We start from the raw sequence: 16,581 nt of genomic DNA on the forward strand, positions 1-16,581 counted from the left end.
CTCTTGCTTTTCAACGGTAACTGAACCACAAATAGTCGCAACTGATGCACTCCGAGAATCATAACTTAACACCCTACTCAAATCGGGTTAACTTAGCAACTAAATTAGCAACTGAAGTAGATGGGATAGGGAGGCGTTTGTTACGACCTCGTATATGCTCTTACATTCAAAACCACATCATGTCAGTTGTCCAGCTAAAAAAAAATTGTAGAGATTTAAGAAGCGACAAATTGACATCCGTACTTGATAGCGGTTCTCACTGTGGCGTGCAATACACTTGGAACTTCGCCCTCAACCCCTCACTATTCACCCAGCGGGGATATTGAACCCCTTTCTGCGGACGGGATATTAATCCGTATTGCATCCAAACCAGAATCGCTAGATTTGCCACACCGCAGGGATGAGATGCCTTCGTGTTTCCCTTGGGGTTGGGGAAGGCGTTGGGGAAAGTTAACTATAAGCAAAATTAATCGGTAGCTCTATGATAAAGCCGGTTTGACCCGATCCACTCTCAACCCAGATTTCGCCTCCTAAATGCTCTGTCAGTTTCTTCACCAGTGCCAGTCCCAAGCCAGTTCCGCCTTGCTTCCAGGGATCGGCATTGGGAACTCGGTAAAATTTATCAAAAATCCGGGTTAGCTCGCTCTGAGGAATTTCAGCCCCAGAATTTTTGACACTCAATTGAAGAGTTCCCGATTTCGCTTCGGCGGTAAGGACAATTTTTTCTCCTGGGGGAGTGTATTTACAAGCATTGTTGAGCAACTCTGCGAGGATGCGTTCCAAACTAGATGAATCGGAAACTAAACGAGGTAATTGAGAGGGGATGTCAACCTGCAAGATTTGTTGGCGGTTTTGGGCACGCTCTTGAAAAGGTTTTACAATTTGGGGCAACCAGAGATGAAGTTCGATGACGTCTAAATCCAAGGGTCGCGTCCCGGCCTCTAGGCGTTGTAAATCAAGCAAATCGTTGATTAAATCGGTTTCCCGTTTGCATTCCTTCTGCAATATCTGCAAGTAGAGACTGACTTTGCTGACCTCTGTAGGGGGTTTTGCTATTTTGGCATCCAAGACACCCTCGCGCTTGAGGGTGATTTCCAACATCTGAGCCGCCATTTTCATGTTGGATACAGGCGAACGTAATTCGTGGGAAACGGTGCTGAGGAATTCATCTTTGAGCCGATTGAGTTTTTCGAGTTCCTCCACTTGTGCCAGGGATGCTTGATAAAATCTGGCTTGACGGATTGCGATCGCGCATTGATTCGCTACTTGCTGCACTAGCCGGATCTCTAGTTTTTTGAAGGTATAGTCTGGGCGATGGAATAACCACAAATCCCCCAGCACTCCTTGATCGTCCAATATCGGGCAAGCCAACATCGCCACCTTACTCCGGACAAAGTCGGGACTGATTGAACAAGATTGGAAACATTTACCTTGTCGTAGAGGAGCGTAAATTTCCGGGAAGTCTGCCATTTGCATCACCTGTCCCTGCGAGGAAGGCATTGAGGTGGCGTACTCGTAGCAAATTGTGGCAGTTTCTTGCTCCAGGTTGTAGAGCGAAGCATGACAGCTGCCCATATTAAATGAAAGCGCTAACTCTCGAACGGCTACCTGTAAAATCTGGCTTTCGTCGAGACTATCGCGGACTTTGTCGGTGATGCGTTTTAGCACGGCTTCAAAGCCAAGCGCTTTTTGCAGTTGGGTTGTGCGTTGTTGCACTTGGCGTTCTAGATTGGCGTTCAGCTGCTGCACCTGCTTAAACAGGGTGGATTGCCCAATCGCGATCGCCAGTTGAGCCGCGAAGGCACAAACCAGGTCTACCTCTGAGTCTTGCCAGTAGCGAGGACGACCTTCCATCGATAGTGTTAAGATTCCCCAGAGGTTTCCTTGAAAGTGTATCGGTACCAACAACCAAGCACCCGGATAAGCCTCTGCTAGAGGCTTATTCCCCTCATCCTCGATAGTCTGAGTATCGTGAATGGAAACCACTTGTAACTGCTTGAGTTGCCTTCCCAACAAATTGTCTACATCTGGAAATTCCATACCCAGCCTGCTCGACAAACTGGAACCTTGATAGTAAAGTGCCACATTCAGCCAAACCTGCCGCTGCGGAAGATATTGCAGGATGGAAACGTGGTCGATGTGCAAAAGCTGACCAATTTCCGTTGTGGCTGTGGCAAAAATTACTTCTAATTCTAGAGAGCTACGAATTGCAGAAATAGACCGATTCAGTGCTTGCTCGCGCTGAGCTTGCTGTTGCATTTGGTTGTAGAGTTCGGCTTGCTGAATTGCGATCGCTACCTGGGTTGCCAATGAACAAAGCAAATCAATTTCCAACTGTTGCCACTGTCGGGGTTGCGAACAATCATGAGCAATTAGCAGTCCCCACAATTCCTCTCCTTGGAGAATCGGGACGATCAAGCTGGCTCTAACTTGAAGCCGATGTAGTAAATCGATGTGACATTGACTCAACTCGGCTGTATAAATATCTTCTATAGTTTTAGTGCGACCCTGTTGGTACTGGACATAGACTTGTTCAAAGCAAGGATCGTGGATTGTTGTTCCCAGGATCGGAGTCCAACCGTTGGCGACAGACTCCACTACCACGACTCCACTCCAGTCCGGCTGAAAGCGGAAAACGATCACTCGATCGGAGGCGAGAAATTGCCGGACTTCAGACACCGTCGTGTTGAGAATCTCTTCTAAATTTAAAGACTGACGGATGCGTTCTAGCATCGCCCTCAGCAGTTGTTCCCGCTCGGTTTGCTGTCTCAGTGACTCTTCAGCGGCTTTGCGATCGCTAATGTCGCGCACAATGACTAAAACTTCATCTTCCCCACTGACAACAAGCCGCGCCTCGTAATCGTGCAAATTGCCATTTTTGGGAAGCTGATACTCGAAGATTTGGATTTCGTTCGTAGAAAGTGCTTGCTCCACATGGTATTTGGCTTTCTCAGCGACTTCTGTGGGCAAAACCTCGTCTAACTTTTTACCTAAGAATTCCTGAGCAGGTAAGAACGTATCAAAGTCTCTAGCCGTTTTGACGTCCAAATAAGTGCTATCTTTGCTAATTCGGAAGATTAAATCTGGAATGGCACTTAAAAGAGCGCGATTTTTTGCTTCGCTTTTGCTTAGTGCCTCTTCTGCCTGTTTGCGCTCGGTAATGTCAGTCTGAATCCCCACAAAACCGATTAGATTCCCTTGTGGACTCCCGATTGGGGAAAGATAGAGTTCGTTCCAGAAAAGGGTGCCATCTTTGCGATAGTTGCGTAAGGTGACATGGCATTCTCTAGCTTCCCTAATCGCCATTCGTAGCTCGTCGAGTGCTGGCTGAGCAGTGTCAGCGCCCTGCAAGAAGCGGCAGTTGTACCCTATGATTTCCTCAGCAGAATAGCCTGTTAAACGCTCAAAACTTGGATTGATATAAATAATTGGATTATCTGGTTGATTGGAGTCGGTAAGGACAATGCCATTGCAGCAATCACGGAGAACCTGCTCCAGTAAATGTAGACGTTCCTGTGCTTGTTTGCGCTCAGTTATGTCATCGCAAACCAGGAGGACAACTCTATCCGTATTCGTTCTTTGTACAATGCTAGCGGTAACATTTACCCAGAAAATGCTGCCGTCTTTGCAACAGGCGCGCAATTCCCAACTAGTAACCAAAGCGTTTGACTCGATCCCTGAACTCAACTCAAATGCTTCTTGAATTGCTTGTTGCAAAAACTGAGCAAACTCAGCTTTTAACTTTTCTCGCTCGTCAGGAGCAAAAGTGCTGAAAATTGTTTTTCCAACCAACTCTTGGACGCTATAACCAAGACGAGCCGCTCCAAACTGATTAACCCCAACAACGACTCCTTCTAAATCCAAAGTAAAGTGAATACAGGGAGTCTTGTTGTACAGTGTTCGGTATGCTTCTAGTTCAGCTCTCGTGTTCCGCAGTTCTTCCTCAAGTTGGGGACGTTCTACATCTGCACCTGCAATAGTTTGTTGTAACTCTCCAGAAGCACCTTCACCTTGTAAATAGTCATGCCCAATTGGCTGGTGATTTGCGTCCATTTTGTAATCTCTTACCCCTTTTTTTTCATAGAGATAGAGGGACTAAATTTTTTATCTTTGTTTATCAAAAAACTAATTTAATGGACTAAATAGCAGGTTGTTTGATGGGTTTGAATGCCTCAGTTATGGCTATGTAATGTTAAATGCTATACCAACTCAATCGTTCGTTTTCTAAAAAGGCTATGTCTATCATAGATATTTGAGCCAGCAATTATAATAACTCATTGCAGCTCGATAAAAAACATTACCTCCTGAGAAAACCTAAGTAATGGCTCTTTTACGTTAGAATTTCCTAACTGATTTTAAAATTGGTTTTTGTTTATACTAAACAATATTTACTTTTTATCTCATAAAGAAATATATATTTATGTTTAATTTATTATAGTTGTAGAGCGGTCATAAAAGTAGCGAACCACGCTTTTCTCTACACTTTAACCATTATTTGCGAGAGAAGTGCTAGAAAATAGCCATTAACAATAGACTAGGAACTGGAAATCAACCAAACTCTGCTAACCGTGAATGACTAATATGAGCGCACAAACAGAAGAACCAATTACCTACGAAGGCGGCTGTCACTGTGGCGCAGTCCGCTTTCGGGTAATCGTTGACGAACATAAGGCAGATGACTGCAACTGTTCCATCTGTAGGAAGAAGGGATTTTTACATCTAATTGTGCCGTCCGAACGTTTTACCTTGCTAAGCGGTGCAGACTTATTGACAACCTACACCTTCAACACGGGTGTTGCTAAGCACACCTTCTGCCGTATTTGTGGGATTCACCCTTTTTATCGTCCCCGTTCCCATCCCGAATCTATTGATGTCAACGTGCGTTGTCTGGATGAGGATGTGGTGTCTCGCTTTCGCATTGTGCCTTTTGATGGGGTTAATTGGGAACAAAACGTACACCTAATTCGCTCTGAAGCATCGGACACGGATTAATAAATCCTCTCACCCAGCTTATCTATCATTGTAGGTTGGTTTGAGGTCATGTAGACGGAGTCTTCAAGAGAGAGTGACCCAACAAAAACTAAGGGAGGTGTTGGGTTTCGTCTTTGTGCGAAACCCAACCGGAAAGTCTGAAGTGAGTGCGAATCAATTTAAGTAGCTGGAACCTGCGAAAATTAACATTTTGCCCGATTGACTACCATTTATCGCAGTCCTCTCCAAACTATTGGGGAGAAAGCCAGCTTGGCGCTGAAATCAAGAGAATTGAGGAGCGTGAATCTTATCTGCCTGCATGAGGACAAAATAGGTAGGATTATTTTTATAAAATACGCTTATAGCTCCAAGGAAATTATTTTTAATTGTTAATTTTGTTTCAATATTGGCTGAATTATTAAATTGAAACTGTAAAAAGCTTAGCCGTCAACAAAGCCAGAAGAGAGTATAGATTAACGTCTAATAAAAAATCCGAATTCAGGAGCAGACAAAAATTCTCATTATTCCTAGCAATGCGACCGATTTTAGCTTAAAAATCCTTCTTTTAGAGGAAAAACTAGAAGCAATGAGTCTATTTTTCTACTGTCTACTACCAACTTTGCCGTCTCTCCCCTCGCACGCTCAATTGCTAAAGAATCTGCCAACACCGAAACTAGCGATGAATGTACCTCAAGCGAAAGAACACGCAAAATAACCACTTAAGAAAGTTACCACCAAGACTTAAGTATGGTAAAGAAGGACTAGAGTGACAAAAGACTAAAGGAAAATAACCGATCGATCGAAACGGCAGAGCGATACTCACAGTCAGTTACGAACACTAGAATGCAAATAGGGACAGGAGGCATTTATTTCTAAAAGCCATGCAGGCTTGAAGTGGCAAAAGCAGGCTGTTATCGGACAGCAGGGCTAGGGTAACGCAAGCAAATGTTTACGCGGTAAGTATTCCCATACGTCGTAGCGATCGCTTGTTAAGATCGGTAAGTTTTAACCATTCCAACCTTTTAATTAAGCTTTTTACTTTCTAACCTGACAACGTTCCTGTGATAGATCGGCTTTCAAAGGGGAATTTCCATACAGTGCGATCGCACCTAAGACGCACTGCTGCCTTAATCTTGGGACAACCAGCACTTGTGGTCAGTGTGGTGGTCTCCCTCTTAGTGCTGGGAGTCCGGCAACAAGGTCTGCTGGAGCCGCTGGAACTGAGTGCTTATGACCAGATGATGCGGTTACGACCAGCCGAAGAGCCAGATCCCCGGATCTTGGTAGTCGCTGTCACCGAAGCAGACATCCAAACTTACAAGCAATACCCTCTGTCTGACGAACGAATGCATCAGATGCTAGCAAAATTGCTGGCAAACGAACCGCGTGTCATTGGGTTAGATATCTTTCGCGATTTGCCCGTACAGCCTGGTCATGCGGAATTTGCGGCTCTGATGCAAAAGGAGAGCCGCATCGTTCCCGTGTGTAGAGTTAAAGACTCGGAAAGTCCCGGTAATGCTGCACCACCAAGCGTTTCAGAGAGTCGGGTTGGCTTCAGCGACGTTAAGGTTGATCGTGATGGCGTTCTGCGGCGGGCTTTGTTATTTGTTTCTCCCTCTCCCTCTGAACACGAACCCTGTCCTAACCCCAACTCCTTGGGGTTCCAGCTCGTACAACGTTACTTAGAAAAAGAAGGAATCGTTGCTCCAGAAACCGCAGATTATCTCAGTTGGAAAAACACGGTCTTCAAACCTCTAGAGGCTAATGATGGCGGATATCAAGGCATAGATGCGCGGGGATACCAAATTCTCCTCAATTACCGCTCTGCCAACCGCCCTTTCAACCAGGTAAAGATGAGTCAAGTCCTGAACGGTCAGTTTGACCCTAGCTGGGTAAAAGACCGCATCGTTCTCATCGGGGTTACTGCTTCCAGCATTGATGACGCTTTCTATACTCCCTACAGCGGCTCACAGAAGGGAAATCGGAAAATGCCTGGGGTTGTCACTCATTCCCATCTGGTAAGTCAACTGCTCAGTGCTGTCCTGGATGGGCGTCGTTTATTTTGGTTCTGGTCGGATTGGGGAGAAGCTTTGTGGGTCTTGGGTTGGTCTGTAACTGGCGGCGTTATGGCTTTGCGACTGCGGCATCCAGGGCATTTGTTACTGGGACAGGGAGCCGCGCTGGGTGTCCTGTTTGGGACGTGTTGGGTGTTATTTACCCAAGCGGGATGGGTGCCAGTGGTTCCCTCTGCGATCGCGTTGGTGGGAACGGCTGCTGGTGTCGTGGCTTATAGCGCTCACCAAGCCGAACAAAATCAGAAAAAAATCGCGCTTCTGGTTCAGGAACAGCAATTCAACCTGGCACAGATGCAAGCACTTCTCCAACAGAAGAATCAGGAACCACAGACTGAGGAAGAAGCAGAGGTAGCAACTGCGATCGCCCCTGCTCCACTATCAGGTCTGCCCAATCGCGATGATTATGATGATGATGATGAGACTCAGCCGTGGCAGCCTAGCCTAGATGTGATTACAGAACCTGAGCGACTGGAGCGCCAGCGATTATTAGATTCCTCTCCCGTAAAGTACGGCGACTCCCTGCGACCGTCTCTATTGATGGGACGCTACAAGATTCTTCGACCTCTGGCTTCGGGCGGGTTTGGTCATACGTATTTAGCCGAAGATACCATGCGACCGGGTAAGCCCCAGTGTGCGGTTAAGCATTTAATGCCTGCGCTTCGGGATGAAAAATTCTTGAAATTGGCAAAACGGCTATTTTTTACAGAAGCCGCCATTCTGGAGAGCTTGGGGCACCATTCTCAGATTCCGCAGTTACTCGCCTATTTTGAAGAAAACGAAGAATTCTATTTAATTGAAGAATTTATTAAAGGTCATCCGCTCACCGATGAACTATTGATAGATAAGCGCCTACCGGAAGCGCAAGTGGTGGAAATCCTGTGCGGGGTTCTGGAAATTCTGGTATTTATCCATGAAAACCAAGTCATCCACCGGGATATTAAGCCGAGTAATATTATTCGCCGAGAAAAAGACGGTCGCTTAGTTTTAATTGACTTTGGTGCCGTGAAACAGATTCAGCCCCAAGAAGAAAGCGAACAGGAAAACCGCACCATTGCTATCGGCACCCGTGGTTATACTCCGGCTGAGCAATACGACGGACACCCTAGGTTCAGCAGTGATATCTACGCCTTGGGCATGATTGGGGTGGAGGCAGTGACGGGGATACCGCCTAGTAAGCTGGAAACTGACCGGAACACCGGCAACATTAATTGGCGCGAATTTGCCTCAGTGCGAGACGAATTTGCCGAGATTTTGGATAAGATGGTGCACTTCCACTTTGTGACTCGTTACCAGTCAGCTACAGAGGTGCTACAGGAGTTGAAACGGCTTCCTAGCGCTCCCGCGTAAACATCATCCGGTAGTCAGGCGGTAGTCAGGATGTGGGTGCTACAGGTGAGGGGGGATTGACATCGTTTGAAAAATGTTTTAGACGAAGATTTGCCTAAAAAATGCGATCGCTTCAGAAAAATTGAACCCATGCCGTTTGGCAAAATTCTGAATTCACTCATCTTCAATGGATTCGGAATTTTCGGTTCGGATGAAGCGAAAAGTGGCACAATGAAAGGCGGTGAATAATAAGATGGGTAACAATTCTGTGAGTCCGACAGCCTCAGCGTCCCCTACGGCACGCCGTGTCGTTTTTCCTTTCACTGCTATCGTGGGTCAGGAAGAGATGAAACTGGCCTTGCTGCTGAATGTGATTGACCCCTACATTGGCGGCGTGATGATTATGGGCGATCGCGGAACGGGCAAATCCACCACGATCCGGGCTTTGGCTGACCTGTTGCCAGAAATCGAAGTCGTTGCCGATGACCCGTTTAATAGTCATCCAAGAGACCCCGATTTGATGAGCGACAGCGTGCGCGATCGCTTGGCGAAACAGGAAGAAATTCCCGTCGCCCACAAAAAAGTGACGATGGTTGACCTGCCGCTCGGTGCGACAGAAGACCGCGTCTGCGGCACTATTGACATTGAAAAAGCTTTATCCCAAGGAGTCAGAGCTTTTGAACCCGGACTCCTCGCGAAAGCCAACCGGGGCATTCTCTATGTGGATGAAGTCAACCTACTTGACGACCACCTAGTCGATGTGCTGCTCGACTCAGCGGCAAGCGGCTGGAACACCGTCGAACGGGAAGGAATTTCCATCCGTCACCCGGCGAGATTTGTTCTAGTCGGTTCCGGCAACCCGGAAGAAGGCGAACTGCGACCTCAACTGCTCGACCGCTTTGGAATGCACGCAGAAATTCGCACGGTGAAGGAACCAGCGCTGCGAGTGGAAATTGTAGAGCAACGGGCTGAGTTTGACCAAAATCCCCCGAAGTTTCTGGAAAAATATCTTCCGCAGCAACAAGCATTGCAACAAAAGCTCGTCAGCGCTCAAGAACGCCTGTCCTCGGTGACGATGGACTATGACTTGCGGGTGAAAATCTCCGAAGTTTGTTCGGAGTTGGATGTAGACGGCTTACGGGGCGATATGGTTACGAACCGAGCCGCTCGCGCGATCGCTGCCCTAGAAGGACGCACTGAAGTCACCGTAGACGATATCCACCGCGTCATCACCCTGTGTCTGCGTCACCGGCTCCGCAAAGACCCCTTGGAGTCCATTGATTCCGGCTACAAGGTGGAAAAAGTGTTTGGTCGCGTCTTTGGACTGGAAGCGTCCTCAGCAGAAACCAACACAGCTACAGCGAATGGAGTTCGTCAGGGTGTTCGGTAATCAGGACTGAGAGTGTGTTGAGTGTTGAGTGATTAGAGAGTTTTTCGATTCAACGCCCATAAATTAAAATTAAAAGTTTTAATTTATGAGCGTTGAATTTTGAGTTATAAAAGAGTTCTTTAATTCAAAACTCAAAACTCAAAACTTTTTACCAATCCCCAATCTTTCTATGGCAGAGCCACTCATCGAACTAAAGGGAATTTCTAAATCCTTTGGCAACAATGTCATCTTAGATGGGGTCGATCTGACAATTTATCGGGACGATGCGCTGGCAATTATTGGCCCCTCCGGGACTGGTAAATCGACGATTTTGCGGATTATTGCGGGACTTCTGGCTCCTGATTCTGGTGAAGTTTATATCCTGGGAAAGCGACGTCGCGGCTTAATTGAAGATGCCGAAGATCCCCTTGGAATTGGGATGGTGTTCCAACAAGCGGCTTTATTCGATTCGCTGACGGTGGAAGAAAATGTCGGCTTTCTGCTGTTTCAGCGTTCTAAACTGTCGCGTCGGCGGATACGAGAATTGGTGGAGGAAAAGCTAGAGATGGTTGGGTTGCCAGGGGTTAGCGATCGCTACCCCTCGCAATTATCGGGTGGAATGCGAAAGCGGGTGAGTTTCGCCCGTGCGATTATGTCCAATCCAGACCATCCCCAAGACAACCCAGAAGTTTTACTCTATGATGAGCCTACTGCTGGTCTTGACCCCATTGCTTCCACAGTGATTGAAGATTTAGTTCGTCAGTTGCAGCAAATACCAGACAGTTGTAGCAGTTATGTCATGGTGACGCACCAAGAAAGCACCATTCGCCGCACTGCTGACCGAGTGATATTTCTCTATCAGGGACAGGTACAGTGGGAAGGTGCCGTCAGCGAGATTGATACCACCCAAAATCCTATCGTTCAACAATTTTTTAGTGGAAGTGTAACCGGCCCAATTCACGTCATCGGCTAAAATCAATTAAAAATTAAAAATTAAAAAAGGCAGAATTTTTAATGTAAGCATTTTTAATTCTTAATTGTTAATGGTATGAGGAGAACAGATGCGATCGCGAACGGTTCGAGAAGGCTCCGTCGGTTTGTTAATCCTGCTGTCCCTTTTCTTGTTTGGGGGTCTGATTTTGTGGATACGCGGGATGAACCCCGGTAGCCGTAGCTACACAGTCGTGGCAGAATTTGTCAATGCTGGCGGGATGCAAGCTGGCGCACCCGTCCGCTATCGCGGCGTCAATGTTGGGAAAATTACTGCCATCAACCCAGGCTCGAATGGCGTCGATGTGGTGATGGAAATTGCACCGGCTGACTTACTGATTCCGCGTGATGTCGTCGTTGAAGCCAATCAATCCGGTCTGCTCAGCGAAACTTCGATTGACATTACTCCCCTGAAGCCCTTCCAGCCAGACGCGAAGGTCGCCAATCCGCTCGATCCGCAATGCCAGTCTAGCCTGATTGTTTGTGACGAGGATCGTGTGCAAGGTCAAATTGGGGTCAGTTTTGATGAACTGCTTCGCAGCACCACCCGCATCGCCAATCTCTACAGCGACCCCGCATTCTTTGCCAACCTCAACTCAGTTGCTAAAAATACCAGCGTCGCCGCCGTTGGGGTATCTCAACTTACCCGCGAACTCACGGGTTTGAGTCGCTCAGTGCAACAAGAAATTAAAAACTTCTCAGTCGCAGCCAATTCAGTGACGAGTGCTGCCAATCAAACCAGCAATCAAGTTGCTTTGGCAGCCAATCAGATTTCTAAGACCGCGAATCAATATAGCGGGACTGCCACCCAGGTAAATCGGCTCGTCGATAATATGAATAGTCTGGTCGTAGGCAACCGCTCGACTCTCGTCAGTACCTTGAACAACTTTAGCCAAGCCAGCGAACAGCTGCGCCTGAGTGCAAGTAACCTAACAGGGCAAGTCAACCAGTTTGGAGGTGGACAACTACGGCGTAACTTAGAACTCGTGTCTGCAAATGCGGCGCAGGCGTCCATCAATGCAGCGCAAGCATCTGCTAACTTTCGCGATCTTTCCACCGCTCTTAACAGTCCAACGAATTTGGTTGTATTGCAACAAACTTTAGACTCAGCGCGGATGACGTTTGAAAATGCTCAGAAAATTACATCTGACCTGGATGATTTGACAGGGGATGAAGCTTTCCGTAACAATTTGCGAAATTTGGTGAATGGACTCAGCAATTTGGTGTCTTCGACAGAAGACCTACAGCAGCAAGTTCAAGTGGCTGAGGTTCTAGAACCCGGAGTGCCAGCAGTCAATCCGGGAACCGGGATCGGAACGCAGCAGAATAATTCTTTGCTCCCTCTTGCATCGCCTTCTTTGACACCCATCGCCCAAAAGAAGCAGTTAAAGTCTGTACAGCGCGAACCAATCGGAAAGGCGTTACCTTCCGCTTACTGGGAGGAAGAATCTATTCAGCCACTAGCTGACTCTGAAAATAAGAATTAGCAAGCCTCAGTTCCATGCTCTTTGCTAGAAGAAGAGAAGCTTTCAATGATTCCCCCGTCCTTACAAGGCAATGCATCACCTACACCTGTTGGAATTATGTAGGGGTGAAGCATTCGCGCAAAAACATTTGGGTTTTAAAGATACTGTATCCAAACGAGATTTGCTCTAGCACGCTAATTCCAATCTTCTTCATCTTGCCGCTTGCTGCGACTTTTATAGACAATACTTGTGGCATGAATCTGACGAGTTTTTTCAAAGAGTGCATCTTCTGTCAAGTTCCACTGGCGGAGAATCATATCCAGGTCTTGTTGAATCTCCCTCGCCCCTGGAAAGCCACGATAGCGAATGCGTAGACGGGCGAGTTCCGCCAGATTGAAATCATTCATTTCCCCGGTTAAGAGACTGTTAACGAGTTGGCGATCGCGTCCTTGGAGAGGATGCTGTTGATCTTTGTTTCCTGTCTCTGCCATATAATCTCTAATTTTTAATTTTTAAGTGTTTGAATTTCCACTTCGTCTCCCACCTGTAAAATATTACCGGCTTCCGATTCAGGGATGCGCGTGTTTACCGAGAGTCGGTAAAAGTGATTGAATCGAGATGAGTCTACCCAACTGGGCAAAGTTTCTTTCCGCGCTTGCACAAATAATTTTTGAAAATTAGGGTAAACCTTGCCCATTAGAGAGTCTCGTGTCGGCACCACACAACGCTGACAGGGATTGACCCCATTTATCTGCACATCTCGCACCAGAAACGGCACCACATCCTCTTCCGCCCCAAACAGCCGATCTTCCCAAAATGCCGGGACGCCTCCAATTTCCAGATTTGCCCGCAGGCGTCGCCGCAATTCATCCCCCGTCAGGGTAGGAAACCAGGAGGCGACTGTCTCCAGCGTGGCGGTACTGATGACTGTTGGCCCGGAGGCATTGGTATCATCTGGAAAGCCAGAGACTAAGTTCTGGCAGAGTTTTACGGGAAAGTCGAAATAGTTGCTCAACCAAGCTTCTAATTCAGTCCGTTCCCGATCGATGTGAAAAATGTGGGTTTGTTCTGTTCCTTGGACTTCTAAGCAAACACGAGTAATCTTCTCAGTATCCGTATCAATGTCAAAAGAAGTCCGCAGTAAGTGAACTTTCGGATTGCGCTTGGCATTCACGAATCGACCTTGAGCGTCACAAATAGAAAACTCTCGGTCATACTGTAATGCACCACTTTTAAGGATGGTTGCTTTGGTAACGGAAACACCATCTAGAGATTTGATTGGATAAACCAGAATGCGGGCAAGGTAAGACACGGTAATCAATTAGAAATTAAAAATGCTTGTATTAAAAATAGACAACTCTTTTTCAATAGAATTTTTGCTTTCATTAGACATTCCGAAAGCTTACCCTATCTTTCGGGAAACGGGAAGCCGCTTCGCTTCTACATCTGAGTTCATCTGTGTTTGAAAATTAAAAGTTCGGTATTTTTGTAAGAAGCCTATTGTTCATTTTTAATCTTTCTTGAAATTAGGCAATACTCTAATCAAACGCCCGCTACATACAAAAACGGTAGAGAAACTATTGCTTCTCTACCGTATAACACTAAAAATTAAAAATGAATCATGACAAATTCATTTTTAATTTTTAATCTTTAACTTTCAGCCGCTTGGGGAAGCAATTCTCGCTTCTGACCTTGCAGCACTTTCACTTCCTTCGTGGTTTCATCGACATCCACAATTGCCGTGTCTCCATCTGAGACGCGACCGCTGAGGATTTCTTCAGCCAAGCTATCTTCTAACAGGCGCATGATGGCGCGACGCAGCGGACGGGCACCATAGCTGGGGTTGTATCCTTCTTCCACCAGACGATCCTTGAAGCGTTCCGTGACTTCTAAGATAATTCCCTGTTCGCTCAACCGTCCGATCACCTCTTTGAGCATGATGTCGGCGATTTCCTTCACCTCGTCCTTCGTCAATTGGCGGAAGACGATGATCTCGTCGAGACGGTTCAAGAACTCTGGGCGGAAGTATTGCTTCAGTTCTTCGTTCACCAGCGACCGAATGCGGGTGTATTGTGCCTCTGCTTCGTTCTCTTGGGTATCGAAGAAGCCAAGCCCTGTTCCACCTTTCTCAATCACCTTAGAACCGATGTTGGAGGTAAGAATCAACAGCGTGTTCTTGAAGTCTACCGTGCGTCCCTTGGCATCGGTCAGGCGACCGTCTTCCAAGATTTGCAGCAGCATATTGAATACATCCGGGTGGGCTTTTTCGATTTCGTCGAATAGCACCACGGTGTAAGGACGACGACGCACTGCTTCGGTGAGCTGACCGCCTTCGTTGTAACCGACATACCCTGGAGGCGAACCAATCAGTTTGGAAACCGTGTGGCGCTCCATGTATTCGGACATATCTAAGCGAATCATCGCTTCTTCCGAACCGAAGAAGTATGTAGCCAAAGACTTTGCGAGTTCCGTCTTACCTACACCCGTTGGCCCTGAGAAGACAAAGCTGGCAATTGGTCGGTTGGGGTTCTTTAAGCCGACCCGTGCCCGACGAATGGCTCTGGAAACTGCTTTGACGGCTTCTTCTTGACCGATCAGCCGATTATGCAGCGTGTCTTCCATGTGCAGCAGCTTCTCGGATTCGGATTCGGTGAGCTTGTTCACCGGCACTCCAGTCCAAGAGGCGACAATGTGGGCAATGTCTTCCTCGGTAACGACGGGGGAAACATCATCGCGTTTGTCGGATTCGGTCTTTTTGCTTTGAGCGATCGCGCGAATTTCGGCTTTGATTTCCATTTCGCGATCGCGCAGTTCTCCTGCCCGGTCGAAGTCTTGACTCCGGACTGCATCATCCTTATCCTTGAGAACCTGACGCAGTTCTTTATCCAATTCCTTCGCTGCGGGGGGCAACTGAGAGTTGAGCAGGCGCACGCGGCTTCCGGCTTCATCAATCAGGTCAATCGCTTTATCCGGCAAGTAGCGGTCGGAAATATAACGATCTGAAAGCTTGGCAGCAGCTTCTACGGCTGTATCGGAGATTTTCAGTTTGTGGTGTTGCTCGTAGCGTTCGCGCAACCCGTACAAAATCTCAATGGTTTCGGCAACCGTCGGCTCACCGACCATCACCGGCTGGAATCTACGCTCTAGGGCGGCATCCCGTTCGATGTGCTTGCGGTACTCATCTAGCGTGGTTGCGCCGATGCACTGCAATTCCCCTCTCGCCAAGGCGGGTTTCAGGATGTTTGCCGCGTCGATGGCACCTTCTGCGGCACCTGCACCAATCAGGGTGTGAACTTCGTCGATTACTAGGATGACATTCCCCGCTGAGCGGATTTCATCCATAATTTTTTTCAAGCGCTCTTCAAATTCACCCCGGTATTTGGTGCCCGCTACCAGCAAGCCAATATCTAGTGTGACTACGCGCTTTTCTTCCAGGATGTCGGGTACATCGTTGTTTGCGATGCGACTCGCCAACCCTTCCGCGATCGCGGTCTTACCAACTCCGGGTTCCCCAATCAGCACTGGGTTGTTCTTCGTGCGGCGTCCCAGGATTTGAATGACCCGTTCGATTTCTTTCGCCCGACCGACTACTGGATCGAGTTTGCCTTCTGATGCCATCTGGGTCAGGTTAGAGCCAAACTCATCTAATGTCGGGGTCTTGGTGCGCCCGCTACTTTGCCCCGCAGAGACTTCTGCCGTCTCTCCCAGCATTCTAATCACTTGCGTCCGCACTTTTGTGAGGTCAACCCCTAGGTTTTCCAACACTCTGGCGGCAACCCCTTCTCCTTCCCGGATCAGACCCAGTAGCAGGTGTTCCGTCCCAATATAGTTATGCCCTAGTTGGCGAGCTTCTTCTAGAGATAACTCCAGGACGCGCTTGGCTCTGGGGGTGAACGGAATTTCTACCGCCACAAAGCCAGAACCGCGACCGATTATTTTTTCCACCTCAATCCGAGCATCCTTGAGGTTGACGCCCATAGATTTCAGGACTTTGGCGGCGACGCCGGTTCCTTCTCCAATTAGACCCAGGAGGATCTGCTCCGTACCGACGAAGTTGTGTCCCAGGCGACGAGCTTCTTCCTGGGCCAGCATGATTACCTTAATGGCTTTTTCTGTGAAGCGTTCAAACATGGCGGATTTAGTTTTCCCCTGCTGCGTGCCTGTAATGGTGATTCTAGCATAGGGTTTTTATCCGGCTGTCACATTGAAGATAGATGAAATCTATCCCGCAAGATTTTTCTGACTTTGTTAGTAGACCCTAGCGATCGCTAGTCTCTCGCTACTATCTAAAGTTAGAAAATTGACGGGGCAAAAAAGTGAGTAAATTGACACATTGGCAAAAAACGCCAGTTGAACCACCATGTCCCCTACAACCTTATAACCG

General features: G+C 47.6%; 10 protein-coding genes. 6 read left to right on the forward strand and 4 right to left on the reverse strand.

The features are described from left to right. Positions 1-450: 450 nt before the first annotated feature. A complete protein-coding gene (locus tag NDI33_RS13190) occupies positions 451-4,053 on the reverse strand; it encodes a GAF domain-containing protein (RefSeq protein ID WP_190675942.1) in 3,603 nt (1,200 codons plus the stop codon). 528 nt (positions 4,054-4,581) lie between these two features. On the opposite strand from NDI33_RS13190, the gene NDI33_RS13195 reads away from it, so the two are divergent. The 6 genes from NDI33_RS13195 to NDI33_RS13220 all read left to right on the forward strand — a co-directional run bounded on the left by NDI33_RS13195 (position 4,582) and on the right by NDI33_RS13220 (position 12,218). Continuing rightward, the gene (locus NDI33_RS13195) at positions 4,582-4,992 is read left to right on the forward strand and encodes a GFA family protein (RefSeq protein ID WP_190412114.1); all 411 of its coding nucleotides are present in this window, start codon (positions 4,582-4,584) and stop codon (positions 4,990-4,992) included. Positions 4,993-6,068: 1,076 nt separating this feature from the next. Further along, complete coding sequence (locus NDI33_RS13200; protein ID WP_348245645.1) at positions 6,069-8,393, forward strand: CHASE2 domain-containing serine/threonine-protein kinase; 2,325 nt, start codon at positions 6,069-6,071, stop codon at positions 8,391-8,393. Between the two features lie 66 nt (positions 8,394-8,459). Then, positions 8,460-8,621 carry a hypothetical protein gene (locus NDI33_RS13205; protein WP_190675947.1) on the forward strand — a complete coding sequence of 54 codons (162 nt, stop codon included), beginning with the start codon at positions 8,460-8,462 and terminating at the stop codon, positions 8,619-8,621. Between the two features lie 19 nt (positions 8,622-8,640). Then, positions 8,641-9,762, forward strand: coding sequence for a magnesium chelatase ATPase subunit I (gene bchI, locus NDI33_RS13210; protein ID WP_190531894.1), 1,122 nt, complete (start codon positions 8,641-8,643; stop codon positions 9,760-9,762). A gap of 169 nt (positions 9,763-9,931) precedes the next feature. Further along, on the forward strand, positions 9,932-10,714 hold the full coding sequence (locus tag NDI33_RS13215) for an ABC transporter ATP-binding protein (RefSeq protein WP_190429226.1): 783 nt from the start codon (positions 9,932-9,934) through the stop codon (positions 10,712-10,714). An 88-nt stretch (positions 10,715-10,802) separates the two neighbouring features. After that, positions 10,803-12,218, forward strand: a complete 1,416-nt coding sequence (locus tag NDI33_RS13220; RefSeq protein WP_190531850.1) for an MlaD family protein — start codon at positions 10,803-10,805, stop codon at positions 12,216-12,218. 173 nt (positions 12,219-12,391) lie between these two features. Here the strand turns inward: NDI33_RS13220 and NDI33_RS13225 are convergent, their stop codons facing one another. The 3 genes from NDI33_RS13225 to NDI33_RS13235 form a co-directional block, all read right to left on the reverse strand. Beyond that, positions 12,392-12,688, reverse strand: coding sequence for a DUF3288 family protein (locus NDI33_RS13225; protein ID WP_190412039.1), 297 nt, complete (start codon positions 12,686-12,688; stop codon positions 12,392-12,394). 14 nt (positions 12,689-12,702) lie between these two features. Then, the gene (locus NDI33_RS13230; RefSeq protein WP_190675949.1) at positions 12,703-13,509 is read right to left on the reverse strand and encodes an MOSC N-terminal beta barrel domain-containing protein; all 807 of its coding nucleotides are present in this window, start codon (positions 13,507-13,509) and stop codon (positions 12,703-12,705) included. Between the two features lie 338 nt (positions 13,510-13,847). Continuing rightward, entirely contained in the window at positions 13,848-16,328 is a 2,481-nt protein-coding gene (locus tag NDI33_RS13235) for an ATP-dependent Clp protease ATP-binding subunit (RefSeq protein WP_190438830.1), read from the reverse strand. Positions 16,329-16,581: the final 253 nt, after the last annotated feature.

This window comes from Trichocoleus sp. DQ-A1 (genome assembly GCF_039961955.1).
Taxonomy (GTDB): Bacteria; Cyanobacteriota; Cyanobacteriia; order Cyanobacteriales; family FACHB-T130; genus FACHB-T130.

Bases quoted from the DNA above. Each gene is read 5' to 3' on its own strand.
- NDI33_RS13190 (WP_190675942.1), bottom strand. From the start codon at position 4,053: ATGGACGCAAATCACCAGCCAATTGGGCATGACTATTTACAAGGTGAA.
- NDI33_RS13195 (WP_190412114.1), top strand. From the start codon at position 4,582: ATGAGCGCACAAACAGAAGAACCAATTACCTACGAAGGCGGCTGTCAC.
- NDI33_RS13215 (WP_190429226.1), top strand. From the start codon at position 9,932: ATGGCAGAGCCACTCATCGAACTAAAGGGAATTTCTAAATCCTTTGGC.
- NDI33_RS13220 (WP_190531850.1), top strand. From the start codon at position 10,803: ATGCGATCGCGAACGGTTCGAGAAGGCTCCGTCGGTTTGTTAATCCTG.
- NDI33_RS13225 (WP_190412039.1), bottom strand. From the start codon at position 12,688: ATGGCAGAGACAGGAAACAAAGATCAACAGCATCCTCTCCAAGGACGC.
- NDI33_RS13235 (WP_190438830.1), bottom strand. From the start codon at position 16,328: ATGTTTGAACGCTTCACAGAAAAAGCCATTAAGGTAATCATGCTGGCC.